The organism is Thermanaerosceptrum fracticalcis (assembly GCF_000746025.2).
In the GTDB taxonomy this organism is placed as follows: Bacteria; Bacillota; Peptococcia; order DRI-13; family DRI-13; genus Thermanaerosceptrum; species Thermanaerosceptrum fracticalcis.
The window spans coordinates 931,700-956,759 of the sequence record NZ_CP045798.1 but is presented as its reverse complement, the minus strand read 5'-3'; the positions used below and the strand labels follow the sequence as shown (position 1 = coordinate 956,759).

The 25,060-nt window shown below is 43.9% G+C and carries 24 protein-coding genes and 1 riboswitch; all 24 genes read left to right on the top strand.

What is annotated here, in order from left to right; genetic code table 11:
• The first annotated feature begins 18 nt into the window (after positions 1-18).
• The 24 genes from infB (at position 19) to BR63_RS04905 (ending at position 25,040) form a co-directional block, all read left to right on the top strand.
• The gene (gene infB, locus BR63_RS05020) at positions 19-2,517 is read left to right on the top strand and encodes a translation initiation factor IF-2 (protein WP_034419766.1); all 2,499 of its coding nucleotides are present in this window, start codon (positions 19-21) and stop codon (positions 2,515-2,517) included.
• Positions 2,518-2,530: 13 nt separating this feature from the next.
• Positions 2,531-2,902, top strand: coding sequence for a 30S ribosome-binding factor RbfA (gene rbfA, locus BR63_RS05015; RefSeq protein ID WP_034419768.1), 372 nt, complete (start codon positions 2,531-2,533; stop codon positions 2,900-2,902).
• Positions 2,895-3,845: a DHH family phosphoesterase gene (locus tag BR63_RS05010; protein WP_051965365.1), complete on the top strand. Its 951-nt coding sequence runs from the start codon at positions 2,895-2,897 to the stop codon at positions 3,843-3,845. Before rbfA ends, BR63_RS05010 begins: the two co-directional genes overlap by 8 nt.
• A 13-nt stretch (positions 3,846-3,858) precedes the next feature.
• Positions 3,859-4,740: a tRNA pseudouridine(55) synthase TruB gene (truB, locus tag BR63_RS05005; RefSeq protein WP_051965366.1), complete on the top strand. Its 882-nt coding sequence runs from the start codon at positions 3,859-3,861 to the stop codon at positions 4,738-4,740.
• Between the two features lie 3 nt (positions 4,741-4,743).
• Positions 4,744-5,706, top strand: coding sequence for a bifunctional riboflavin kinase/FAD synthetase (locus BR63_RS05000; RefSeq protein WP_051965367.1), 963 nt, complete (start codon positions 4,744-4,746; stop codon positions 5,704-5,706).
• A gap of 33 nt (positions 5,707-5,739) precedes the next feature.
• Complete coding sequence (locus BR63_RS04995) at positions 5,740-5,955, top strand: hypothetical protein (RefSeq protein ID WP_034419771.1); 216 nt, start codon at positions 5,740-5,742, stop codon at positions 5,953-5,955.
• Between the two features lie 15 nt (positions 5,956-5,970).
• Complete coding sequence (locus tag BR63_RS04990) at positions 5,971-6,192, top strand: hypothetical protein (protein ID WP_034419772.1); 222 nt, start codon at positions 5,971-5,973, stop codon at positions 6,190-6,192.
• Positions 6,193-6,323: 131 nt separating this feature from the next.
• Positions 6,324-6,587, top strand: coding sequence for a 30S ribosomal protein S15 (gene rpsO, locus BR63_RS04985; protein WP_420825502.1), 264 nt, complete (start codon positions 6,324-6,326; stop codon positions 6,585-6,587).
• 144 nt (positions 6,588-6,731) lie between these two features.
• The gene (locus BR63_RS04980; RefSeq protein WP_034419776.1) at positions 6,732-8,858 is read left to right on the top strand and encodes a polyribonucleotide nucleotidyltransferase; all 2,127 of its coding nucleotides are present in this window, start codon (positions 6,732-6,734) and stop codon (positions 8,856-8,858) included.
• A 116-nt stretch (positions 8,859-8,974) separates the two neighbouring features.
• Positions 8,975-9,676 (top strand): polysaccharide deacetylase family protein, encoded by a 702-nt coding sequence (locus BR63_RS04975; RefSeq protein ID WP_034419778.1) that lies wholly within the window; start codon positions 8,975-8,977, stop codon positions 9,674-9,676.
• Between the two features lie 66 nt (positions 9,677-9,742).
• A complete protein-coding gene (locus tag BR63_RS04970) occupies positions 9,743-10,552 on the top strand; it encodes a D-alanyl-D-alanine carboxypeptidase family protein (RefSeq protein ID WP_081907975.1) in 810 nt (269 codons plus the stop codon).
• 25 nt (positions 10,553-10,577) lie between these two features.
• Positions 10,578-11,846 (top strand): M16 family metallopeptidase, encoded by a 1,269-nt coding sequence (locus BR63_RS04965; protein ID WP_034419779.1) that lies wholly within the window; start codon positions 10,578-10,580, stop codon positions 11,844-11,846.
• A 21-nt stretch (positions 11,847-11,867) separates the two neighbouring features.
• The gene (locus BR63_RS04960) at positions 11,868-12,233 is read left to right on the top strand and encodes a dUTPase (protein WP_034419780.1); all 366 of its coding nucleotides are present in this window, start codon (positions 11,868-11,870) and stop codon (positions 12,231-12,233) included.
• 82 nt (positions 12,234-12,315) lie between these two features.
• Positions 12,316-12,642, top strand: a complete 327-nt coding sequence (locus BR63_RS04955; protein WP_051965369.1) for a hypothetical protein — start codon at positions 12,316-12,318, stop codon at positions 12,640-12,642.
• A 28-nt stretch (positions 12,643-12,670) separates the two neighbouring features.
• A complete protein-coding gene (locus tag BR63_RS04950) occupies positions 12,671-12,946 on the top strand; it encodes a YlmC/YmxH family sporulation protein (RefSeq protein ID WP_034419782.1) in 276 nt (91 codons plus the stop codon).
• Between the two features lie 101 nt (positions 12,947-13,047).
• Positions 13,048-13,230, top strand: a riboswitch (Lysine riboswitch).
• Between the two features lie 211 nt (positions 13,231-13,441).
• Positions 13,442-14,230, top strand: a complete 789-nt coding sequence (gene dapB / locus BR63_RS04945; protein ID WP_034419783.1) for a 4-hydroxy-tetrahydrodipicolinate reductase — start codon at positions 13,442-13,444, stop codon at positions 14,228-14,230.
• A gap of 251 nt (positions 14,231-14,481) precedes the next feature.
• The gene (locus BR63_RS04940; protein WP_034419784.1) at positions 14,482-15,504 is read left to right on the top strand and encodes an aspartate-semialdehyde dehydrogenase; all 1,023 of its coding nucleotides are present in this window, start codon (positions 14,482-14,484) and stop codon (positions 15,502-15,504) included.
• Positions 15,505-15,834: 330 nt separating this feature from the next.
• Positions 15,835-17,502: a ribonuclease J gene (locus tag BR63_RS04935; protein ID WP_034419785.1), complete on the top strand. Its 1,668-nt coding sequence runs from the start codon at positions 15,835-15,837 to the stop codon at positions 17,500-17,502.
• An 81-nt stretch (positions 17,503-17,583) separates the two neighbouring features.
• Complete coding sequence (locus BR63_RS04930) at positions 17,584-18,366, top strand: ClpP family protease (RefSeq protein WP_420825494.1); 783 nt, start codon at positions 17,584-17,586, stop codon at positions 18,364-18,366.
• On the top strand, positions 18,363-18,593 hold the full coding sequence (locus tag BR63_RS04925; protein ID WP_034419786.1) for a YlzJ-like family protein: 231 nt from the start codon (positions 18,363-18,365) through the stop codon (positions 18,591-18,593). Before BR63_RS04930 ends, BR63_RS04925 begins: the two co-directional genes overlap by 4 nt.
• A gap of 138 nt (positions 18,594-18,731) precedes the next feature.
• The gene (locus tag BR63_RS04920; protein ID WP_034419787.1) at positions 18,732-20,966 is read left to right on the top strand and encodes an FtsK/SpoIIIE family DNA translocase; all 2,235 of its coding nucleotides are present in this window, start codon (positions 18,732-18,734) and stop codon (positions 20,964-20,966) included.
• A gap of 109 nt (positions 20,967-21,075) precedes the next feature.
• Entirely contained in the window at positions 21,076-22,107 is a 1,032-nt protein-coding gene (mnmH, locus tag BR63_RS04915; protein WP_034419788.1) for a tRNA 2-selenouridine(34) synthase MnmH, read from the top strand.
• 20 nt (positions 22,108-22,127) lie between these two features.
• Complete coding sequence (locus BR63_RS04910) at positions 22,128-22,913, top strand: helix-turn-helix domain-containing protein (protein ID WP_034419789.1); 786 nt, start codon at positions 22,128-22,130, stop codon at positions 22,911-22,913.
• A 276-nt stretch (positions 22,914-23,189) separates the two neighbouring features.
• Positions 23,190-25,040, top strand: coding sequence for a YgiQ family radical SAM protein (locus BR63_RS04905; RefSeq protein WP_153801984.1), 1,851 nt, complete (start codon positions 23,190-23,192; stop codon positions 25,038-25,040).
• Positions 25,041-25,060: the final 20 nt, after the last annotated feature.

Sequence of the window (25,060 nt, the reverse complement as noted above, 5' to 3'; positions counted from 1 at the left end):
TTTTATGGGGGTGATTAGATGGCTACCATACGCGTACATGAATTGGCCAAAGATATGAATTTATCAAGTAAAGACCTGCTTGATAAATTGCAGGAATTGGGTTTAAATATGAAAAATCACATGAGTACGATTCCCAGTGCGGAAGTAAACAGGATAAAGTCTATGGTCTTAAATCTTGAGAAAAATCGTAATAATACAGGTTCTCCAGTTCAACCGGCAAAAACTAAAGGTCCGGAACAAAGACCGGCTCTTCCGGCAGAAGGACAAAAAACAAAAGAGCCTGAACGCAGTACCGGGCCGGTAAAACCTAACCCATTCCAACAGCAGACTAAAAAAGATAATAAGCCTAATCAGTTTAAGAACAACCAAAAGCAAGGGCAGGACAAGTCTTTTAATCAACAGAACAGACCGCAAAAGAATAACCAGGGTCAAGGCCACCAGGGGCAATTCACCCCAAACAATAAAGCCCAACAAAAACCCGGCGGGGCTCACCAGGGAAACAAGAAGGGTCCTAACACACAAACCTTGAGATATAACGAGCCGGTCCTAACGGAAAATGTTTTTGATGAGGAAGATACTCTTTTAAACAAAGTAGAACGTGCGGTAGGTGAGAAAGCCTATGAACGGGGCGGCAAAACGAAAGCACCTGCACGGAAGGTCTCCAAGTTCGACGATAAGAAGACCGATCATAAAAAAGGCCCCAAAACCTTTGGCAAAGACAGAAATCGCTTTAGACAAAATGTGAAAGAACCTGCTCCTGTGGTGGTTAAACATATTACCCTGGACGGTCCTATCACCGTACAGGAATTTGCCCACCTGCTCAATAAAAAAGCGGCAGATGTGATCAAGAAACTCTTAAACTTAGGGGTCCTGGCCACCATTAACCAGGAGCTTGATGTGGAGACTTTGATACTACTGGGTGCAGAATTTGGTACAACCGTGGAAGTTAAGGCTTCCAAAGAAGAAATCCTCTTTGCCGAGGAACCGGATAAACCGGAGGAACTGGAAGAAAGACCGCCGGTAGTAACGATCATGGGACACGTTGACCATGGTAAAACCTCACTCTTGGATGTCATCAGACACACCAATGTAACCGCCTCCGAGGCAGGCGGCATCACGCAGCATATTGGTGCTTACCAGGTAGAAATCAATGGACGTAAAATCACCTTCCTTGATACTCCCGGTCATGAAGCTTTTACAGCCATGCGGGCCAGAGGCGCCCAGGTAACAGATATTGCGGTGTTAGTCGTTGCCGCCGATGACGGCGTTATGCCCCAGACCGTAGAGGCCATCAACCACGCCCAGGCAGCCAATGTTCCCATTATTGTCGCCATTAACAAAATAGATAAAGAAGATGCCAATCCGGAACGTGTCAAACAGGAACTGACAGAATATGGGCTTGTTCCAGAAGAATGGGGCGGGGAAACTATTTGCGTGAATGTTTCCGCCCATACCAAAGTAGGTTTGGAAAACCTGTTGGAAATGATTCTTCTGGTGGCAGAGGTAAGAGAACTAAAGGCCAATCCCAACAGGAAAGCGAAAGGCACTGTGGTGGAAGCCAAACTGGATAAAGGACGGGGGCCTGTGGCTACTGTCCTGGTACAAAACGGCACTTTGGAGGTAGGGGACTTTATCATAGCGGGAACTACCCAAGGCCGTATCAGGGCCATGCAGGATGATAAAGGCCGTCGTTTAAAGAAAGCTCCTCCTTCCACACCCGTAGAAATCATTGGCCTTTCCGAAGTACCCCAGGCGGGAGATATCTTTTTGGCTGTAGATGATGAAAGACTGGCGAAACAAATTACCAGTGAGCGTTCTGCCTTGAAACGGGAGGAGGCTATCCAGTCCCGGGGCCGTGTTTCTCTGGATGATTTATTTGCCCGCATTCAGCAGGGCGAAGTAAGAGAGCTCAATATTATTATTAAAGCTGATGTGCAAGGGTCCATTGAAGCCATTAAGCAATCCCTGGAGAAACTGAGCAATAACGAAGTGAGAGTCAATATTATTCACCAGGGCGTAGGCGGTATCACAGAAACTGATGTCATGCTGGCATCTGCTTCCAACGCCATTATTATCGGCTTTAATGTGCGGCCAGATGCCAATGCCCGTAAGACTGCGGAAAGTCAGCAAATTGACATCAGACTCTATCGTGTCATTTATAATGCTATTGAAGACGTTAAAGCAGCTATGAGCGGCCTTTTGAAACCGGAAATACGTGAAGTTGTGCTGGGCAGGGCTGAAGTGAGAGCAACCTTCCGTGTGCCTAAGGTTGGTGTGATTGCCGGTTGTTATGTTACCGAGGGCAAAATTGCGCGCAATGCCCAGGTCCGTGTGATTAGAAACGGTATCGTTGTCCATGAAGGAGAGATTGACTCCCTCAAGAGATTCAAAGATGATGCCAAAGAAGTGAATGCCGGTTATGAATGTGGCATAGGACTAGCCAGATTTAACGATATTCATGAAGGTGACCAGTTAGAAGCCTTCACCTTTGAAGAAATCAAGAGGGAACTCTCTTAGGAGGTAGAGATCTATGGCTAAACATCGAATCAGCCGCATTGCCGAAGAAATTAAGAGAGAAGTAGCGCAGATGATCCGGGATGAGATTAAGGACCCGCGCATTACGGGCTTAATCAGCGTGACACAGGTGGAAGTAACCAATGACCTGAGCATTGCTAAGATTTATATCAGTCTCTTAGGGGACGAGGAAAAACGTAAAAGTTGTCTCCAGGGCCTGGAAAAAGCCTGCGGTTATATTCGTACCGAATTAGCCAAAAGGTTAAAACTGCGTTATACCCCGGAACTGGTCTTTAAAATGGACGAATCTATCGAGTACGGTGCGAAAATCTCTAAAATTTTAGCAGAGGTCAATAAAACCGGAGGAGATTTAAACTCCGATGTCTGAATGGAAGACTTTTTACGCCCACATTAGAGATAAAAAGAAAATATATGTATTGATTCATGAAAAACCTGACGGTGATTGTTTAGGTACAGCTTTAGGTCTATCCCTCTTTTTAAAGGAATTAGGTTACGAGGCAGCCATATTACACCCAGCGCCGATTCCCTCAGTATATACTTTTTTGCCGGGGCAGCAGCATCTAAAATTATGGAAGGATGTTTTGCCCGCCCATGCCCTTTATGTGTGTGTGGATTGTGCCGATTGGGAAAGAACCGGCTATCCAATGCCGGAGAATCCTTATGTTATCAATATTGATCACCATGTCAGCAACGTATACTACGGTAACCTAAACCTGGTAGAAACCAGTGCCGCTGCCACAGGAGAGATTGTCTATAAAATGCTGAAAAGTTCCGGGATCGTCATAGACCCTGAAGTGGCTACCTGTCTCTACGTTGCCTTAATTACAGATACTGGTTCTTTCAGTTACAGCAATACGACAGCCGAGAGTTTAAAGATAGGCAGTGAACTGGTAATGATGGGTGCAAATATCGATACGATCCGGCAAAACCTTTATGAGAAAAGGCCCTTCGCTGAATTGCTTATCGTCAAATTATCCCTTAACAATCTCTTTTTAGCGGCAAATGGCAAAATCATCGCCGCCGCCATCAGTTACGAAGAAATGAGGGCCTACGATTTACTGGATGCCGATACAGATGGTTTAATCAGTATGCTGAGGGCCGTTGAGGGTGTGGAAGTTGCCCTGCTCTTGAAAGAATTTACACCTGGGCAGATCAAGGTCAGTTTGCGTTCCAAACTTACCTGCGATGTAAATCTGCTGGCACAGAAGTTTGGCGGTGGAGGTCACCCGCGGGCCGCTGGTTTTGTCACCAGTGGTAAAATAAATGAAGTTAGAGATGCTGTAATCAAATTGATAGAAAACACGTTTTAAGGGGTTTCATTTTATGGATGGGCTGATTAACGTATTAAAACCCCCGGGGATGACATCCCACGATGTTGTTTCATTCTTGAGGCGGGAATTCCAGCAAAAAAAAATAGGGCATGCCGGTACCCTTGACCCCCAGGCTGCAGGTGTACTACCTGTTTGCCTGGGACAGGCCACCCGGCTTGTGGAATATCTGAGCCATGACCACAAAGAATATCTTTGTGAGTTAACGCTGGGGATTACAACGACTACCCAGGACGCCTGGGGGGAAGTAATAGAGCAATGTGAAGCAAGTGAAATAATGCTTGCTAAGATTAAAGAAGTGCTCAGCTCTTTTGAGGGTGAAGTATGGCAAATTCCCCCTATGTATTCAGCCATTAAACTGGATGGTGTCCCTTTATATAAGCTGGCGCGCAAGGGGGAAGAAATAGAAAGGGAACCCAGGCAAGTATATATTGAAAAAATCACGCTGTTAGATTACCGGCATCCCAAATTATTACTGCTCGTCAATTGTTCCAAGGGAACTTACATCAGGACATTATGTCACGATATTGGCAGCGCTTTAGGTGCAGGTGGCATCATGTCATTTTTACTTCGCACCAGAGTAGGCAATTTTACCCTGGAAGACAGCTTTACCCTTGAAGAAATACAGGAGTTTAAAAAAGGTGCCCTTCTCCCGTTAACTTATGGTATTGCCGGTTTACCCAAAATATCTTTGCCCAACGACCACATTACCCGGCTCAAAAACGGTCAAGCCATCCCTTATATCCGGGAACTGCCCGCTCATGAGTCAGCAGCAGTGCTGGATGAGCAGCAAAATCTCCATGCTATTGTTTCTATTGATAATGGAATGAATGGTACTTGTCTATTAAAACCAAAAAAAGTATTTCATTTGGAGTAGGTCATGAGGTTGATAAAAAGTGTAGAAGAGGCCCTTCTTTATTCCCAGGATACGGTAATGGCCCTGGGGAATTTTGACGGTGTCCATAAAGGTCACCAGACCTTAATTAAATACTGTATAAGAGAAGGCAAGAAAGGGATAGGGATTCCCTCTGTATTAATACTGGATCCTCATCCTTCCCTTGTCTTTAACAAGAGCAACTTTAAACTTATCAATACGACTGAACAGAAAATCAAACTGATGGAACAGTTAGGCATTGAAAATATTTTTTTGCTACCTTTCGACGATAAATTAGCCAATGTTACGGCGGAAGAGTTTGGGCGCCATTATTTAAAAGGAATTTTTAAAACGCAAAAAGTGATTGTCGGTTTTAATTACTCCTTTGGACGGAAGGGTTTAGGTACACCGGGGTTACTTAAGGATCTGGGGGGCGCAATGGGTTTTGCTGTAGAGATAGTCCAACCTGTAATGTGCGAAGGAGAAATCGTCAGCTCTACTTTAATAAGAAAAAAGCTGCAAAAAGGGGATATAAGAGGGGCCCAAAAATTATTAGGTTATTGGCCTGTCCTGGGGGGCAGGGTTATCCCGGGAGAACAAAGGGGTCGCGTCTTAGGCTTTCCTACAGCCAATATTGACGTGCCTGATTATATCCTTTTACCCGCTTTGGGCGTTTATGCCGCCCTGGCCAACCATAAAAATACCTTAATCCCGGCAATAGTGAATATCGGAAATAAACCTACTTTTAGGAGCAATAAAATAACTATAGAAGCCCATTTGCTAGATTATGAACAAAATCTTTATGACGAGTATTTAGAAATAAGTCTCTTAAAACACATACGTCCGGAACAAAAATTCGACCAGATCAGCCAGTTGCAGCACCAAGTAGCCAGCGACATTAAAGCCGCACGTTCGCTATTTCAAGAATTTAAGAATGATTTTGCTCATATTTCCCTTAGCTCCAAATAAAATTGTAGTACACGAGAGCAGAGGAGGGGTAATATGGTGCATGTACATGAAACTCACTATAAATCCCAATCTACTACCCAATTAGTGGTAGATATTATATTCAATCAAGAGTTCAATACCTTATGTAATGAATTAGCACGCATCTATAAAAAGGCCAGCATGGATAAACCGGAACAGGAAGCTTTTCAGGATGCATTTTACAGTATTCTTACTCAAAGGGACGCACAAGTAAAAGCCTTATCGCTGTAAGGTAGGGCTGGCCTTATGAGAGTGATTATTACAGATCATGCCAAAAAACGTTTAAAAGACTACCGCCAGGACAGGATTACGGTTGCAGACATCATTCATGCCGTAAATCAAATCCCCGGCCACGTCCCCACGGCTACACGGTTTCGGGGTTTTATCAGTAAGTCGGGACGTGTGTTTGATGTTGTGGCCAAAGATATTCCCAATGGCAGGCTGGTCATCACCATCATCGGTAAATAGGTGAATAGACTTGCAAATATCATAAGATTAGCTTATAATACATCTGGTAACGATACCGTACACTAGGTTAAGCGCCTCACCAACGTTTGACTTGGGTACGGCGAATAGACAAGGAGGTGAGCCCTATGGCCATGGAGCAAACAAGAAAAAACGAAATTATCAGCAAGTATCGTGTTCATGAAAATGACACCGGTTCCCCCGAGGTACAAATTGCACTTCTCACAGAAAGAATCAACTATTTAACAGAGCACTTGCAGAAGCACAAAAAGGACCACCATTCCCGTCGTGGCCTGCTTAAAATGGTTGGACAGCGCAGAGGTTTACTTAATTACCTCAAGGAAAAAGATCTGGACAGATACAGGAGCATCATTGAAAGTCTTGGCATCAGAAGGTAGGGCGGAATTATCCGCCCTTTCTTTTATTCAATTTACGCTGGTATTTTTTACCCTGGCGGAAGGAAATAATATACACAGTGTAGAATAGTCACTATTTGGTAAGAAAAAGGAAGATATAAATGATAGGGAGGTTTTTTGACACAGATGGACTATCAAAACAAAATACTTGTAAAGGAATTGGAGATAGGCGGACGGGTACTGCAATTGGAAGCAGGCCGGCTGGCCAAGCAGGCAGGCGGCGCAGTGCTTGTTAAATATGGCGATACATGTGTCCTGGCAACAGCGACCTCATCCGCCGAACCCCGCGAAGGGATTGATTTTTTCCCTTTGACGGTGGATTATGAAGAAAGGCTCTATTCAGTAGGTAAAATTCCCGGTGGTTTTATCAAAAGGGAAGGAAGACCCAGTGAGAAAGCCATCCTCTCCAGCCGTCTCATCGACAGGCCCATTAGACCCTTATTCCCCAAGGGGTATCGAAATGATGTCCATATTGTAGCCACGGTGATGTCTGTGGATCAGGATAATTCCCCTGATGTGGCCGCAATGGTTGGCGCCTCCGCAGCATTACATATTTCCGAAATTCCTTTTCTGGGACCCATTGGTGCCGTGGCAGTAGGTTATGTGGATGGAGAATTCATTATTAATCCCACGATTGTGCAAAACGAGAGAAGCAGTCTTTATCTTGTGGTGGCTGGAACCAAAGATGCTGTCATGATGGTGGAAGCGGGAGCGAACGAAGTCCCGGAAGAGACCTGTTTAGAAGCCATTATGTTCGGCCATGAAAAGATTAAAGAAATAGTAGCCTTTATAGAGGACTTTAGAAAAGAAGCATTAGCCCTTGGAATTGCCAAGGAAAAGAAAGAGCCTAATATTTATATTATTGATGCAGAATTAGAGCAGGCCGTGCGGGACTATGCGACCAAACCCCTGCAAGAAGCTGTTATACTTAAGGACAAGCTGGAACGTGAAGAAGCTATTGCCAAAGTCAAGGATGAAGCCCTGACTAAATTTATGGAATTTTATCCTGAGCAGGTAAAAGACATCAAAACCGTGCTGGACAGCATTGTCAAGGAATATGTGCGTAAACTGATCACTGTTGACAAGATTAGGCCCGATGGCCGGGCTACCGATGAGATCCGTCCCATTACCTGTGAAGTCGGCGTATTGCCACGCACTCATGGGAGTGGTCTCTTTACACGCGGGCAGACTCAGGTACTGACCATTACCACACTGGGGGCTATCGGCGAAGAGCAGATTCTGGACGGGCTCGGTGTGGAAGAATCAAAACGGTATATGCACCATTATAATTTCCCACCCTACAGCGTGGGTGAAGCCAGGCCCATGCGCGGTCCCGGGAGAAGGGAAATCGGGCACGGGGCCTTAGCCGAGAGAGCATTGGAACCCATGATTCCTTCCGAAGAGGAATTCCCTTACACCATCCGGTTAGTGTCGGAAGTGCTGGAATCTAACGGTTCTACTTCCATGGGCAGCGTATGCGGCAGTACTCTTTCTCTCATGGATGCCGGGGTTCCTATTAAAGCCCCTGTGTCCGGTGTGGCCATGGGTTTAATCAAAGAAGGTGATCATTATACGATTCTTACAGACATACAAGGCATGGAAGATGCTCTGGGGGATATGGATTTTAAGGTTGCGGGAACCGAAAAAGGTGTCACTGCTATTCAAATGGACATTAAGATTGCCGGCATTGACAGGAATATCCTGAAGGATGCCCTGGAACAAGCCCGTAAAGGCCGCCTCTTTATTTTGGAGAAAATGCTGGCCGTCATCAAAGAACCGCGCCTCGATTTATCGCCATATGCCCCGCGTATCTTAACCACCATGATCGATCCCGATAAAATCCGGGATGTTATTGGTCCTGGCGGCAAAACCATCAAGAAAATTATTGAGGATACCGGTGTAAAAATTGATATTGAAGATGACGGTCGGGTCTTTATTGCAGCAGTTGATGTGGAAGCCGGGAAGAAGGCCTTGCGGATTATTGAAGATTTAACAAGAGATGTGGAAGTAGGCAAAATTTATATAGGTAAGGTCACGCGTATCACTAATTTCGGGGCCTTTGTGGAGATCATGCCGGGGAAAGAAGGGCTGGTGCACATTTCTCACCTGGCTGAGGAAAGAGTGGGCAAAGTGGAGGATGTTGTCTCCATCGGTGATGAAATCCTGGTAAGAGTGACGGAAATAGACAGGCAGGGCAGGATCAACTTGTCACGGAAAGAAGCATTACGACAGCAAAAAACCACGGTTCAATAATAGACCATTAAAAATAAGCGATTGGCAAAATCGCTTTATTTTTATTGCAATTTGACTTATTCACCCCCTTTCTTGCATATAGATTATTTGACACTATTCTTAGGGGTGAATTTTTGATGTATATTATTTTTCTAAGGAAAAAACATATTTTACTATTCATAATGTTGACTGTTGTGATTGTATTGGTATTTGGCTCCATGATTTACTTTAGGGATAAAGACGTGCCCACTGTTAATCCCATTTACCTGGGTAACACCAAAGACAAAACTATGGCTTTTACTATCAATGTGGACTGGGGCGAAGATGTTCTGCCGGGTATGCTGGCAGCCCTTCGCAGCAAAAATATTAAAGCATCCTTTTTTATCACAGGAAGATTTGCCAGGAAGTTTCCGGAGATAGTGCAGCAGATTGCCAAAGAAGGACATGAAATCGGTAATCATGGGTACTCTCATCCCCATGCCGATAAACTTAGCCTTGAACAAAACAAGAAAGAAATAAGGGATACGGAAAAAGTATTGCAGGACTTGGGTATCACCGTGAGTAAAATTTTTGCTCCACCCTATGGTGAACATAAGCCCCACGTGGTTGCTGCCGCAGAAGCTTTGGGTTATAAGACCATTATGTGGACGGCTGATACAGTGGACTGGCAAAATCCTTCAGCGGAAGTAATCAAACATAGGGTCCTTTCCAAGGCTGATAACGGTGTCATTGTGTTAATGCATCCTAAAAAATGTACCCTTGATGCCTTGCCGGCCCTGATTGATGCCTTAAAAGATAAAGGTTTTACCCTTAAAACGGTTAGTGAAATATTACAATAGCATCATCTTTATTTTCTAAGCTGATAGGCCATACTAAAGGCAAAGACAGACAGACAAGGTGAGATCATGTTGAAAAAGGCCTTTCTCATTCTCAGTATCAGTTTTTGCTTATTCCTTCCCTTAGAAGCAAGAGGTGAAGGGCCCGTTGTCTATGCCAAATCCGCTATACTTCTCGATGGCAGAACAGGAAAAATTCTTTTTCAAAAGGACTGTTTTAAGCCAATGCCGCCTGCCAGTACGACGAAAATCTTAACAACTATTCTGGCCCTGGAGACAGGAAATACCGAAGAAATTGTCGAAGTAAGCTTTAGGGCTGCCTCGACTGGTGAAGCAGCTCTGGGGCTTGTTGAGGGTGACAAAATTCGTCTCCTGGAGCTTATTCATGGTGCCCTGATCAGGTCTGGCAATGACAGCTGTGTAGCTATTGCGGAAGAAATAGCCCCCAGTGTCGAGGAATTTGTGGGTTTAATGAATCTCAAAGCAAAAACCATAGGGGCTTTGCAAACAGATTTTTATAACCCTCATGGTTTACCACACCCTAAGCATCTTACCACGGCTTATGATTTAGCTTTAATAACACGATATGCCCTTGAAAACCCAATCTTTGCCGACATAGTAAAAAAAAAGTATTATCACGTACACTGGGAAAGTCCCAGGCGCACGCAATTTATCAAGAATACAAATTATTTGTTATGGACTTATCCCTTAGCCACAGGCGTCAAAACCGGTACCACGTTTAAAGCGGGTAAGTGTCTGGTAGCCTCAGCCGAATATAAAGGTCGTGAAGTGATTGCCGTAGTATTAAATACGAAAGACCGATTTGGCGATGCTAAAAGGTTATTAGAATATGGCTTACGGCAGCTAACCGGCGATTAAATCTTGCAAATAAAGGGGTTTTTCTATGCATACCAACGATTTTGTCAAAATACAATTGGATAACGGCGTCCGCATCGTTACAGAGAAAGTACCGGTCGTGAGGTCAGTAGCCCTTGGCATTTGGGTAGGGGCGGGCTCCCGCCATGAAAATGAAAAAATAGCCGGTATTTCTCATTTTATCGAGCACCTGATGTTTAAAGGAACGGAAAACCGTTCCGCCTCCGACATTGCGGAAGCTTTAGATGCAGTAGGTGGACAGCTTAACGCCTTTACCACCAAAGAATTTACCTGTTATTACGCCAAAATATTGGACGAACATTTTGATTTAGCCCTCGATGTGCTGAGCGATATGTTTTTTAACTCCACGTTTACGGAAAAAGCCATTGAGAAAGAACGGGGAGTCATTGAAGAAGAAATAAAGATGTACGAGGACACCCCTGATGAACTGATTCATGATTTATTTGTGCAAACAGCCTGGCCCGACCATCCTCTGGGTAAACCTATACTGGGTACCGTCAATTCCCTGGAAGCGATTACACGCAATGATATCATCAACTATATGGACAAGCATTATACGGCAAATAACATTGTGGTTGCCGTAGCGGGCAATATCGACCATCAAACTGTGCAAAACAAGATTGCCAGGATTTTTGCAAAAATTAAACCCGCCAAAAAACCGGAGGGGCTGGTTCCGCCGAGAAGTACCCATGCCGATACATCCAACATTTCCAGGGATACGGGACAGGTCCAGATCTGTTTGGGAACGGCCGGTTTACCCCAGGGTGACGAAAGAATATACAGCGTTTATATCTTAAATAATGTATTAGGCGGCGGTTTATCCTCACGCCTGGTACAGTCTATCCGTGAGGAAAGAGGACTGGCCTATTCTGTCTATAGTTATCACTCGGCCTTTTGTGATACGGGACTATTCACCTTTTATGCCGGCACAAGCCCTGCGAAATACGATGAAGTTATCAGGCTGTTAATCAAGGAAGTTTCAGATATTATGGAAAATGGTATCACGGAAAGGGAACTGCGGCGAACCCAAGAACAAATAAAAGGCAACTTATACTTGGGATTAGAAAGTGTGAGCAGCCGTATGACCAGAATCGGCCGTACTGAACTATGCCTCAATAGAATCATTACACCCGAAGAAGTAGTAAAAAGAATATCTGCTGTGACCTTGGAAGACGTAAAATCCATTGCCAACACTTTGTTTAACAATTATCATTTTACCTTAAGTACCATAGGTCCTTTGGAAAAACCGGTAAACTTGCATAATTTTCTCAGGTAAGGCCGGGGAGGAGAAGAGAAGTTGGAAAAGGATAAACTGAAGGCCATTTTTGCACAACAGGCTAACTTTGACCAAAAAGTGATAGAAGGACGTAAGCTTAATTTTGACCTGGAAACATGGTTACAAAAAGAATGTATGGCCATTAATGTAGAAGTTGCAGAACTGCTCAATGAAATCAACTATAAATGGTGGAAAAATCGTAAAGAAATCGACTTAGAGGCAGTAAAAGAGGAACTGGTGGATATTTTACATTTTCTCATCAGCATGTGTATTAAAACGGGCATGACTGCCGACGAACTTTATGCCAGGTATATGGACAAAAATAAAGAAAATCACCGCAGGCAGGACGGAACGTCCACTAAAACCGGATATGAAATGAAGAAGTAAGGATAAACTCCTTACTTCTTTCTTTTTCTATCATTATGAGAGGCTAGTTTGCATAATATTCTAAATAGAGGAGGGGATGTTTATGTTGATTAAGGGGATACTAGCCTTAATTCTCATTGGTCTTGTGGCCTGGGCTGTACGCACAAGAGTGAGGCTTAAAAAGACCCGCGGTGTGGAGAATGTGGAAAGTACGGTAGCCTCACCGGCCTCTATCGCTTTAGGTGAACTGGTGGCCATCGCCGGGGGGATTTATCTGTCACTGGTACTGCTTACCTCTTTCCTAAAACTGTCACTACCGGAAAAAGTGTGTATCTATGATAACCTCTTAATTGATCCATTGGCACTGGCAGCTATTGTTATTGCCATCTTACAACCGCTGTTTTTAAGTTTGCTGCGCAGATTTAGGTAGATCGCTAAACTTGAATGGAGTGAGATTCGTGAACAATGTCAGACTAACTGACCTGATCGGGAAAGATATTGTCAATATCCAAAACGGAGCCAGGCTGGGGACGGTAGCCGATTCCGACTTAGTCATTCACGCGGAAACCGGCAACATTGAATCCATTATTTTACCAAGCAAAGGCGGCCTTTTAAATCTTTGGGATAAAAATAATCTTACCATACCCTGGGAAGCCGTTCGTAAAATCGGTTCTGAGGTTATTATCGTGGAGCTGGATGAATCCCATATGCGTTATAAAAAATATCCCTATTAGAAAAATTTTACCACCACAAAAATTTTACCACCATCATTGACATATTTTACATATTAGTATACAATACACAATAAAATTGAATAAGATACCTCACTCAAAAAGAGTGGGGTAGGGGCGCGGATTGTCAAGAGTAAGCCGGGGAGTGGGGACACTATGAACCGGTGGAAAGGGGCATCCGCCGAAGTGTAGATGACTATCCAGGTCTCTATGCTGGGGTTGCATTGAAGAAATGCAGAACTGTCATCTGGTAAGGGCCCGTTACCAGGTGGAGCACTATCTCACTACGGGCAGAGGAAGGAGGTACTATAGCTTTTTACAGCTAGAGGTAGACCCTTTAGCTGTTTTTTCGTTTTCTCTTCATAAGGGAGGCACACAATATTGCTGTCCGCATATACTGCTGTTAGTTGAGTATCTATTTGATAATTAGGTCCTCATCGATGAGCACCTAATTATTTGCTCAATAAAATAATTTAGAGGAAAGGTAAGGTGGCTTGCATGAGCATGATTAAAGCAGTAGTAGTAGGCGCCTGTGGCAAGATGGGGCAGGAGATTATCAAGGGGATATCTAAAACTGACGATATACAGCTTGTCGGTGCGTGTGATGTGCAAAATGTGGGTAAAGAAATCGGTGAATTAACTGGTTTGAAACCATTGGGGGTCCAAGTTAATGATGATCTTCTGTCCATTATCGAAACAGCACAACCCGATGTCATTATCGACTTTACCCATAAAGAAGCTGCCAAAAAGAATATTACCCTTGCCTTAAAGCAGGGTATTGCTGTTGTGGTGGGGACCACTGGATTTTCTAAAGAAGAAATGAGTGAGATTGACAGCTTGGCTCAAGCCAGCAGTACAGGGGCTTTTTTGGCACCTAATTTCTCCCTGGGTGCTGTCATTATGATGAAATGGGCGAGAGATGCTGCCAGGTATTTCTCCCAGGCTGAAATTATTGAATATCACAATGACAAAAAAGTTGATAGCCCCTCGGGCACAGCCATTGCTACAGCTTGTGCCATGAGATATACCAATTCTCCCATATGCGAAACCGTGCAAATGGATAACTGCAGCCGGGGTGGACAATTTTACGGTGTAAACATTCATAGTGTCCGTTTAAAGAGCCTGGTGGCCCATCAAGAAGTATTATTTGCCGGTATAGGTGAACTCTTGACTATACGTCACGATTCATTTTCGAGAGAGTCCTTTATTCCTGGCATTCTTTTGGCCGTCAGAAAGGTGAAATGCCTGAGGGGGCTGAAAATCGGGCTGGAAAATATCCTGGATTAATTGCTTTTACGCGACGGCTCCTCATCGATGAGAAGTTTAGCAATATCGAATAATTCATATTGTTATTTATAACCATAATATTTATTGATGTTCACGTGGCGTAGACAATTGTCCTTGACGTATACACGAAGGGTGATACAATAGTAGTTAAATATCAAAACCTATATAAGATTTGCCAGGAGCCGGACTTCGGCATACGTCAATCTTTCGGGAAAGCTTCAAAAATACTTAATAAATGGAGGTATGCAAAAATGAAGAAATTGAACATAGCAGTTGTTGGCGCCACCGGTGCTGTAGGTACTGAAATATTAAAAATTTTAGAAACAAGACCTTATATACAACATATAAAATTGTTCGCTACAGAGCGTTCTAAAGGCACAAGAATTCGCTTTCAAGGCAAAGAACATCAGGTTGAAACTATCAACAGCCAGGCTTTTAAGGGAGTGGACGTGGCACTGTTCGCCGGCGGGAAAGCCAGTCAGGAGTACGCCACTGAAGCCCTCCGGCAAGGTGCAGTAGTCATCGACAATAGCAGCACCTACCGTTTACATGATGATGTTCCCCTGGTGATACCTGAAGTAAATCCCCATGCTCTAAATAACCACAAAGGGCTTATTGCCAATCCTAATTGCTCAACGATTATTATGTGCATGGCCCTAAAACCCATCCATAATATCTCACCGATAAAACGCATCATTGTCTCCACTTATCAGGCAGTTTCCGGAGCAGGAAAAGAAGCCATTGATGAATTATATGAACAGATAAATGATTCCTCCAACATTCAGCCCAAAGTATTTCCCCATCAAATCGCTTATAATTTGATCCCTCATATTGATGTCTTCCAGGATAATGGCTTCACCAAAGAGGAAATGAAAATGGTAAAAGAAACCCATAAAATTTTCGATGACAAAAACATTGCCATCACGGCCACAACCGTACGGGTTCCGGTCATTAGAAGCCACTCTGAATCTATTTATATTGAAACAGAGGAAAAAATACCGCTGCCCCTTGTGCGAAAAGTTCTGGCGGATAGTCCAGGTGTCATCCTAATGGATGAACCTGATAAGAACATCTATCCCATGCCCCTTAAGGCTTCAGACCACGATGAAGTATTTGTGGGCCGCCTAAGAGAGGATATCTATAATCCCCGGGGCTTAAACATGTGGGTTGTGGGTGATCAACTGCGCAAAGGGGCAGCCACCAATGCAGTACAAATTCTTGATGAGTTGCTAAAACGAAACCTGCTTTACAGCAGCCATTACCTCTGCGGATAATATATTTGATTATACGCTGAAAGAGATGCTATGAGCCTGTGCTTACAGCATCTCTTTTGCTTTTTGCACCACAGGCACAAGTGCAACTAAGGCTTCCAACAGCGTTACACTTGTTGGAAGTCAAGTTTTCTTTGTATGAGAAGGAATTATTTGGGTGATAATAGAAAGGAAGATAGTTGCACGGTGTCTCTTGTACCCGCGTCTAAAATATCTTATAATACACATGTAAGATAGGGGACGGTTTGGTTTATCTTATGAATGATAAAACCTTCTGTATGGGACGGATAGGAGAAGGTTTTTTTTTATGCAATAGCAAAAAGGAGGTCTGCAATGCCAGAAAACGACAATAAGCTTCTCTTGATACCACTGGGTGGTTTGGGAGAAATAGGTAATAACATGATGGTCCTGCGTTACAACAACGAAATCATCGTTGTGGACGCCGGTCTCATGTTTCCGGAAGATGAAATGCTGGGAATTGATATCGTCATTCCCGATACCACTTATCTCATAGAAAATAAAGAAATGATAAAAGCAATCATCTTAACTCACGGACATGAAGACCATATCGGAGCCATGCCCTATGTCTTAAAAGAGATAAATGTTCCTGTGTACGGAACAAAACTAACTTTAGGCCTGTTACAGGCCAAATTAAAAGAAAACAATGTAGCAAATGCAAAACTTATCCCTATTCGTCCCAGGGAATCTGTAAAATTAGGTGCGTACTTTACCGCCGAATTTTTTAAGGTAAGCCACAGTATACCTGACGCCATTGGCTCCGCTTTTTACACACCAGAAGGTATAGTACTGCACACCGGTGATTTTAAATTAGACCAAACTCCCGTCGATGGTGCTGTCACCGACTTCACACGTATCGCCGAATTAAGCCAAAAAGGAATTCTAGTCATGCTATCCGACAGTACCAACGTGGAAAGACCCGGCTTTACCATGTCCGAACGTGTCGTTGGGCAAACTTTTGAAGAAACTTTTCGCCAGGCAAAAGAAAGAATTATCGTTGCCACTTTTGCCTCCAATGTCCACCGTATCCAACAAGCCATTAATGCAGCTTACAAGTACAACAAAAAAATTGCCATCGCCGGACGAAGCATGGTAAACGTGGTCAGCATTGCCCAGGAAACAGGTTATCTGGATATTCCCGACGATACCTTAATTGAGCTGGATGATATTTCTTCCTATCCGCGCAATAGAGTTGTGGTCCTCACCACGGGAAGCCAAGGGGAGCCCATGTCGGCCCTGACACGTATAGCTATGTCTGACCACCGCAGGGTGGAAATCGTACCCGGTGACACCGTGATCATCTCGGCCACTCCCATACCTGGTAATGAAAAACTGGTGGCCAGAACAATTAACCAGCTTTTCCGCCAGGGTGCGGAAGTTATTTATGAATCAGTAAGCGGGATCCATGTTTCAGGTCACGCCAGCCAGGAAGAATTAAAATTAATGCTAAACTTTGTAAAACCTAAATTCTTTGTTCCTGTTCACGGCGAGTACCGTCATCTTGTTAAACATTCCCATTTGGCCCAGGCCGTAGGTATTCCCAAAGAAAACATCTTTGTGGTTGAAAACGGCCAGGTTCTGGAATTTGCCCAGCAAAAAGGAACAATTGCCGGCAGAGTGACAGCAGGGAGAGTTTTGATTGACGGGCTGGGAGTTGGCGACGTTGGCAACATTGTGTTACGTGACAGAAAACAGCTTTCCCAGGACGGTATTTTGATTGTCGTTGTCACAATCAATAAGGAAGAAAATCTGGTTGTCGCCGGTCCTGATATTGTCTCCCGGGGTTTTGTCTATGTAAGAGAATCGGAAGAATTAATGGAAGAAGCCAAAGAAAAAGTTAAAGGTGTACTGGACAAGTGTTTTGAAAAACGGATAACCGACTGGACCACCTTGAAGTCACAAATCCGAGATACTTTAGGTAAATATCTCTACGAGAAAATGAGACGTCGCCCTATGATCATCCCTATCATCATGGAAGTTTAGGAAGATGCGTCCTCCGGGACGCATCTTTTCTTTTATTAATACACATCCTAGTTTTAGCCTATGTAAGGAGTGTGATCCTTTTTGGTAAAATATCACCCGTTAAAACCTGGAAAGATCGGCGACGATGCACCTGGCGGTCTGGCCAATGAGAATAATACCAGACCAAGCGCCGTAACGGAGGCTAGAATCGAAAACAAAGAAATTCAAAGTATAAAAGAGCTTGGCGTAACTCAGGTGCCGGAATCCCCGGCTACCAACATTCATTGTCTCACCATTGTAGGCCAGGTAGAAGGGCACATGATTCTGCCGCCGCAAAATAAAACCACCAAATATGAACACGTTATACCCCAGTTAGTTGCTGTCGAACAAAACCCGCAAATAGACGGCATGTTAATTATCCTCAATACGGTAGGCGGGGATGTAGAAGCAGGTTTGGCCATCGCCGAGATGATTGACGGTTTATCGAAGCCCACGGTTACCATTGTCCTGGGAGGCGGACACAGTATTGGTGTACCTATTGCCGTTTCGGCAGATTATTCTTTCATTGCCGAAACTGCTACCATGACCATTCATCCTATCCGTCTTACCGGTTTAGTCATTGGCGTACCCCAGACTTATGAGTACTTAGACAAAATGCAGGATCGTGTTATTAAATTTATTGAGAAGCACTCCAAGATAAGTGACAGCAAAATACGCGAGCTGATGTTTCGTACTGGTGAACTGGCCCGGGACATCGGTACGGTTCTGGTAGGTAAAGACGCCGTGGAGGTAGGATTGATTAATGAGGTGGGCAGTTTATCCCAGGCTGTGAAAAAGTTAAATGAATTGATTAAGGAGAAAAATCAAAGGAGACAGTTGCAATGATTCTCTATACGCCTGTGCCTCCGGAGGTTATCTGGCAATCCGTTAATGAAGAAACTCAGCCAAGATTAGAAGAAGTAGTAATAGATCAAATACAGGTACAAGTGTCAAGAACTAAGAACAATGAAATCATGATTGAAAGAATTTTAAGCACTGATCCACAAGTATATCTGGATAAACGTTTCCAACCCGGCATGTCAGTGTTTGTTGAACCAGTGATTAAAAAGTAAGATTTTAAAAAACCTCGCTTGAGGTTTTTTCTTTCTTTGTAGAAATTAGTTCATAGTACGCAATTTCTAAAGCAATTTCCGGAAAATCCATTGCTCAGGAACATGGGTAATAGTACACTTATATATAGAGGTGAAAATATGCCAAAAGCCAAGACATTAAAAGAAGAAATCAAACAGGAATTATGGGGGATCACGCTTTTAACTTTTAGTTTTTTTATAGCTTTCTGTTTATGGCAGGGGCTTTCTAATAATACAACCAGTACCATCGGCGCCATAGGAAATTTTATTTTTAGGGTTATTACCACCTTCCTGGGTTCAGGAAAGTATCTTCTACCTTTAGTTCTCTTTATCATGGGTATCTCTAAAATATGGTACAGGACAGCCTGGGATAAATTATTTATCATATCCTGGGTTTCCCTGCTTTTAACTCTCCTTACCTTTTTACATATTAATTTGCCTGTGGAAAAACACACTTTTTCCGTCAGTTGGGAAGGAGCAGGTGGGGGAATTACCGGTTATTTTTTCGCCAAACTAACACTGGCCCTTTTTGGGAAAGGCGGTTCCTATATTTTTCTGGGGACGTGCATGCTCATCTCCGTGATGGGCATTGCCAAAAAAACTCTGGGGGAACTGGTCAGGCAGTTTTCAGCTTTTTTTAGCCATTTTGGCGCCAACACAAGACAGGCGCTGATTGATTTTATTTTCGAAAAAGTAGAGGAAGAAAAAGGGGAACAGAAAAAAAACATTAAAGCCGGCCCTTCCTTAGCTCAGGAAAATCCCCTGCCTAATCCCGTTATCATCGATCATATCGAGAATAACCAAGTATTTCAGGGCGTCTCCCCATCCTCGCCGGCCCTGGTAAAGGTTATACCTAAACCAGTGAAAGGGAAAGACATTTTACCCAAACCCGTTGAGCATAAAGTAGTTACTCACCGTGAGAATGACGATTTTAAACTCCCCCCCATAGATTTATTGCAAATTCCCACAAAAATAAAAAGCCAGCGCTTGAATAAAGATATTACGGATAACGTGCGTATTTTGGAAGAAACCCTCGAAAACTTTGGTGTAAAGGCACGTGTTACCCAGGTAAGCCGGGGGCCGGCCATTACACGTTACGAAATCCAACCACCGCCCGGCGTGAAAGTAAGCCGTATTGTCAATCTAGCCGACGATATTGCCCTTTCTTTAGCGGCACCACAGGTCCGTATTGAAGCCCCCATACCCGGAAAGGCCGCTGTCGGGATTGAAGTACCCAACGAGGAAATCGCCACCGTTAGCCTGCGGGAAGTATTAGAAACCACTCTTTTTCAAGACTCCCAATCAAAACTTACCGTAGCCCTTGGTAAAGATATTGCCGGCAATCCTATCGTTGCCGATCTTGGGAAAATGCCCCATCTCCTCATTGCGGGCGCTACCGGTTCAGGAAAAAGTGTCTGTATGAACGCCCTCATTGCCAGCATTTTATTTAAATCTAAGCCTGATGAAGTGAAGTTGTTAATGATCGACCCCAAAGTCGTAGAGCTTTCCACTTTTAACGGTATACCACATTTAATATCTCCGGTGGTTACCGATCCAAAGAAAGCCGCCACTGCCCTGCGCTGGGCCGTTCATGAAATGGAAAACAGGTACGAACTTTTTGCGGGCCTGGGTGTTAAGGATATTACCCGCTATAACCTGGTGAAAAAAGAAGAAGACCCCACATCAACATCTCCTGCATTACCCTATGTTGTCGTTCTCATTGACGAATTGGCTGACCTGATGATGGTAGCCCCTGCCGATGTAGAAGATGCCATTTGCCGTTTGGCCCAGATGGCCAGAGCCGCAGGCATACATCTGGTTGTTGCTACACAAAGACCCTCCGTTGACGTCATCACCGGTGTGATTAAAGCCAATATTCCATCTCGTATCGCCTTTGCCGTCTCATCCCAGACAGATTCACGAACCATACTGGACATGGGGGGAGCAGAACGCCTGCTGGGACGGGGTGATATGTTGTTTTATCCTACAGGTATGGCCAAGCCCATCCGTGTACAGGGTGTCTATGTCTCTGATCAGGAGATTGAATCCCTGGTAGAATATCTAAAAATACAGAAGAACCCGGAATATTTAGCAGAGCCCTGGCAGAATTCAGAAAACGAAATAACGGAAATGACTGAGGAAGATGAATTACTGGCTGAAGCTGCCAAAATATTTATCGAAAGCGGACAAGCATCCATTTCCCTGCTGCAGCGCCGCCTGAGAATTGGTTATACTAGAGCTGCCCGCATTATTGACCAGTTGGAAGAAAGAGGAATTGTTGGCGGGTATGAAGGCAGCAAACCCAGGGCCGTCCGGATGACGTGGGAGGAATACGAAAAAACCTTTGGCATATAATGCCACCTGCGCCAGCATTATGAACTTGCTCAGTTCACCTTCAAATGATTATACTGAAATTTAGAGATTGCCTTTGCTAAGGTTGTCTTAAAGAGGGACGAGGTTTTTCATGGAAAACTTAATAAATATAGAGGAAGCGTTAGGTTTAGACAATGTCCTTTTTATCGACCTGCGTTCGCCTTGTGAATACGAGGAGGCCCATATACCGGGAGCTCTCAATTTACCACTGATGGAAGATGACGAGCGGGCCATGGTAGGTACCATCTATAAGCAAGAATCACCGGAAAAAGCTGTAGATAGGGGTTTTGCCATTATTGCTCCTAAGCTGCCCCGTTTAACCCAGCAACTGAAACAGTTGACAAAGGAGAGAACACTGGTTTTGTACTGCTGGCGAGGCGGTATGCGCAGCAAGTCTCTTTGCCAGGTACTCCATATCCTGGGTATCAAACATTATCGCCTGATCGGCGGTTATAAAGCCTTTCGTCATTATGTCAATGATTTCTTTGCCAAACCTTTCGAAAAAGAAATTGTGGTTTTACATGGCCTTACCGGAGTAGGTAAGACAGAAATCTTACAACATCTCATTGACGCCAGCCTTCCCGCTATTGACCTGGAAGGTTTGGCCAATAACCGAGGGTCTGTTTTCGGACATATCGGTATGAGAAGACCACCCAGCCAAAAACAATTTGAGGGTATGCTTTTTTGCACCTGCCGGAAACTACAAGGCTTTCCACGTATAGCTGTAGAATGCGAGAGCCGGCGCATAGGATCTATTTTCATACCCTTAAGTTTCTTTCAGGCTATGCAAAAGGGCCGTAAAGTTTTAATTTATGATTCCTTAGAAAATCGGATTACCCGTTTAATCAACACTTATCTTGACGAGAAAAGTACCTTTAACGAAGAGCAGTTAGCTGCGGCCATCAACAATTTAAGAAAAAGACTAGGGTCTGCTAAAGTTGAACAATTATTGGCTCTTTTAAAAACTAAGGATTATCACGATGTGGTAGAGGCCTTACTTCTGGATTATTATGATCCTCTGTACAAATATCCGGACCAACCTTCGGAAGCTTATGAGTTAAATCTTAATGCTGCTTACCCAGAAATGGTCCTGGAGAAACTTAAAGAGTTCCTTATAAGATGAAAAAGTGAAGGAGGTGACCTATGAGTCTGATTGGTGAATCTTTACGTAAAGCCCGCCTGGAAAAAGGTTTGTCCTTGGAAGTCATTGAAAAGGATACTAAAATCCGCCGGCGTTATCTAGAGGCACTGGAAAATGAGCACTGGGATGTCATACCTGGCCGGGTCTACTTGAGAGGATTCTTGAAAACCTACAGCCGTTATCTTGGTCTCGATGATGTGAGCCTCCTTGCAGCCCTCAATGACGTCATAACTCACCAGGAAATGCCTGAAAAGGAACCACATTTACAAAAAATAGATTTACCAACGCGGCCGCCCCGCAGGCTTGGTATGATCTTGGGGCTTTTAGCCATAGCTTTATTATTGGGTTCACAATATTTATATGAGCACTACTTCACTGCCAAACCGTCGGTTATTAACACACCGGGTGTAAAACCACCTGAAGTAAACACACCCGGGGAAAATAATCCTAATAACTCTCCCAACAATGAAAACCCGTCTCCTTCCAACGGAGATTCACAATTACCTCCCCCATTACAAGAGGATATTAACTTAACACTTACAATAGTCGATGCTACATGCTGGGTACAAGTCAAGGATGATAAAAATATAATTTTTGAAGGAACCATGAAAAAAGGTGAGGAAAAATCTTTTACCGCCAAAAATAAAATAACCTTTATTTTAGGCAATGCAGGTGTGGTTAATGTAAAAATTAACAGCTCCCAATTGGGAATACTGGGTAACAAAGGTAAAGTCATAAATAAAACATATATTTTGGAAGACAATGAACTTAAGGAAATAAAAGTTTAAAGGACTTTTTAACAACATAGTGCTCTCATTGGCGACTGAAAACCCTTTTTAGGAAGGCTCCGGTCGCCTTTAGTTTGTTTTCCTTTTCTTGTTTTATGTCGCTCCATTTATATGTAGAAAAATAGGTATTTAAATTATTTGTTAAAGTGGTAAGATAAGAAAAGGTTAAATAGTTACTAGTTACCAGTTCCTAGTTACTAGTAGTTTTCAGAGGGACTTGGGAAGTCAGAAATCGAAAAGGGCAGGAATGTCCCAATATATGGTGTGGTGATAGTAGTGGCGGTTCCTTTTTTACCCATTTCCAGAGAAGATATGGAGCAACTGAACTGGAATTATCTTGATTTTTTAATTATAACGGGTGATGCTTATGTTGATCACCCCAGTTTTGGTACAGCCATCATCGGGCGTTATTTGGAGTATCTGGGGTTTAAAGTAGGTATTATCCCCCAGCCCGACTGGCGTGATCCCCAGTCCCTGCTGAAATTGGGTACTCCAGGTTTAGGCGTCCTAATCACGGCGGGTAATCTTGATTCTATGCTCAACCATTATACATCCCGGAAGAAAAAAAGATCCCGGGATCTTTATTCTCCCGGAGGTCAAAGGGGTTTACGCCCCGACAGGGCAACCATTGTTTATACCAACCTGGCCAGGCAGGTATTCAGGAGTAAACCAATTATTATCGGCGGTATAGAAGCATCCCTTCGTCGTTTTGCCCATTATGATTACTGGGATAATAAGGTAAGACGTTCCATTCTTTTTGACAGTAAGGCAGACCTTTTAGTTTATGGGATGGCCGAATATCAGATTAAACACATTGCCGAGGGTCTAAAGGAAGGCAAAACCTGGTCAGAATTAACTGCTTTACCCGGAATATGCTATATTTCCGAGAATAAGCCTGAAAAATATTTGGAAATGCCCTCCTTTGAGGAGTGTACAGCTTCCAAAGAAGCCTTTGCCCAGGCCTTTAAAATCTCCTATTTGGAGCAAGATCCTATTCGCGGCAGAGGTTTGGCCCAGTTCCACCAGGACAACAGGTACTTAATACAGAATCCTCCAGCGCCACCCTTGACCCAGGAAGAAATGGACAGGATTTATAACCTTCCCTACAGCAGAACATACCACCCGATCTATAAAAACACTCCCGTACCGGCTTTGGAAGAGATTAAATTCAGCATCACCAGTCATCGTGGCTGTTTTGGGGCTTGTGCCTTCTGTGCCCTGCATTTTCACCAGGGGCGGATTATTCAAAACAGGTCCCACCAGTCTATCTTGCAGGAAGCCCATGAGATGACCTTGGCCCCGGATTTCAAAGGATATATCCATGATGTGGGGGGGCCTACGGCCAACTTTCGTCAACCGTCCTGCAAGAAACAGTTAAAGTATGGTACCTGCCGCGACAGGCAGTGTTTAGTTCCCAAACCCTGTCCCCAGTTGGAAGTGGACCATACGGATTATTTGCACTTGTTACGATCACTTAGGAAAATACCCAAAATAAAGAAGGTCTTTGTGCGCTCAGGTCTCCGCTATGATTATTTATTGTTGGATAAAAAGTCCCCTTTTTTGCTGGAATTATGTGAACATCATATCAGCGGACAGTTGAAAGTAGCACCGGAACATGCCGCACCCAAGGTGACATCCATTATGGGAAAATCCCCCATCACCGTTTTTGACCAGTTTCATCAGGCCTATCATGCCACAAATAAACGGCTCAAGAAAAAACAGTATCTCATCCCGTACTTCATGTCCGGGCATCCCGGTACAACATTGACAGATGCCATCTATTTAGCCGAGTACCTGCGGGATTTTGGTTTTCAGCCTGATCAGGTCCAGGAGTTTATCCCTACTCCCGGCAGCCTGTCTACCTGTATGTATTACACCGGTCTTGATCCCTTTACCTATCAGAAGGTTCACGTGCCTGATCCAGAAGAAAGAATTCTGCAAAGGGCACTCTTACAGTATAAAAAGCCCGAGAATTATCCTCTTGTCCTGTCTGCTCTAAAAAAAGCGGGACGACAGGATTTAATCGGTACCGGAAAAGAGTGCCTCATTCCGCCGCCACGCAATGTTAATAACCGGACGGTCAATTTAACTAAATCGACGTCGGGTATAAATAAAAAGCGGTACTAGTTATTTTTTGACAGGGGAGA

Coding starts and splice junctions, on each gene's coding strand:
- infB (WP_034419766.1), top strand. CDS start 19: ATGGCTACCATACGCGTACATGAATTGGCCAAAGATATGAATTTATCA.
- rbfA (WP_034419768.1), top strand. CDS start 2,531: ATGGCTAAACATCGAATCAGCCGCATTGCCGAAGAAATTAAGAGAGAA.
- BR63_RS05010 (WP_051965365.1), top strand. CDS start 2,895: ATGTCTGAATGGAAGACTTTTTACGCCCACATTAGAGATAAAAAGAAA.
- truB (WP_051965366.1), top strand. CDS start 3,859: ATGGATGGGCTGATTAACGTATTAAAACCCCCGGGGATGACATCCCAC.
- BR63_RS05000 (WP_051965367.1), top strand. CDS start 4,744: ATGAGGTTGATAAAAAGTGTAGAAGAGGCCCTTCTTTATTCCCAGGAT.
- BR63_RS04995 (WP_034419771.1), top strand. CDS start 5,740: ATGGTGCATGTACATGAAACTCACTATAAATCCCAATCTACTACCCAA.
- BR63_RS04990 (WP_034419772.1), top strand. CDS start 5,971: ATGAGAGTGATTATTACAGATCATGCCAAAAAACGTTTAAAAGACTAC.
- rpsO (WP_420825502.1), top strand. CDS start 6,324: ATGGAGCAAACAAGAAAAAACGAAATTATCAGCAAGTATCGTGTTCAT.
- BR63_RS04980 (WP_034419776.1), top strand. CDS start 6,732: ATGGACTATCAAAACAAAATACTTGTAAAGGAATTGGAGATAGGCGGA.
- BR63_RS04975 (WP_034419778.1), top strand. CDS start 8,975: ATGTATATTATTTTTCTAAGGAAAAAACATATTTTACTATTCATAATG.
- BR63_RS04970 (WP_081907975.1), top strand. CDS start 9,743: ATGTTGAAAAAGGCCTTTCTCATTCTCAGTATCAGTTTTTGCTTATTC.
- BR63_RS04965 (WP_034419779.1), top strand. CDS start 10,578: ATGCATACCAACGATTTTGTCAAAATACAATTGGATAACGGCGTCCGC.
- BR63_RS04955 (WP_051965369.1), top strand. CDS start 12,316: ATGTTGATTAAGGGGATACTAGCCTTAATTCTCATTGGTCTTGTGGCC.
- dapB (WP_034419783.1), top strand. CDS start 13,442: ATGAGCATGATTAAAGCAGTAGTAGTAGGCGCCTGTGGCAAGATGGGG.
- BR63_RS04940 (WP_034419784.1), top strand. CDS start 14,482: ATGAAGAAATTGAACATAGCAGTTGTTGGCGCCACCGGTGCTGTAGGT.
- BR63_RS04935 (WP_034419785.1), top strand. CDS start 15,835: ATGCCAGAAAACGACAATAAGCTTCTCTTGATACCACTGGGTGGTTTG.
- BR63_RS04925 (WP_034419786.1), top strand. CDS start 18,363: ATGATTCTCTATACGCCTGTGCCTCCGGAGGTTATCTGGCAATCCGTT.
- BR63_RS04920 (WP_034419787.1), top strand. CDS start 18,732: ATGCCAAAAGCCAAGACATTAAAAGAAGAAATCAAACAGGAATTATGG.
- mnmH (WP_034419788.1), top strand. CDS start 21,076: ATGGAAAACTTAATAAATATAGAGGAAGCGTTAGGTTTAGACAATGTC.
- BR63_RS04910 (WP_034419789.1), top strand. CDS start 22,128: ATGAGTCTGATTGGTGAATCTTTACGTAAAGCCCGCCTGGAAAAAGGT.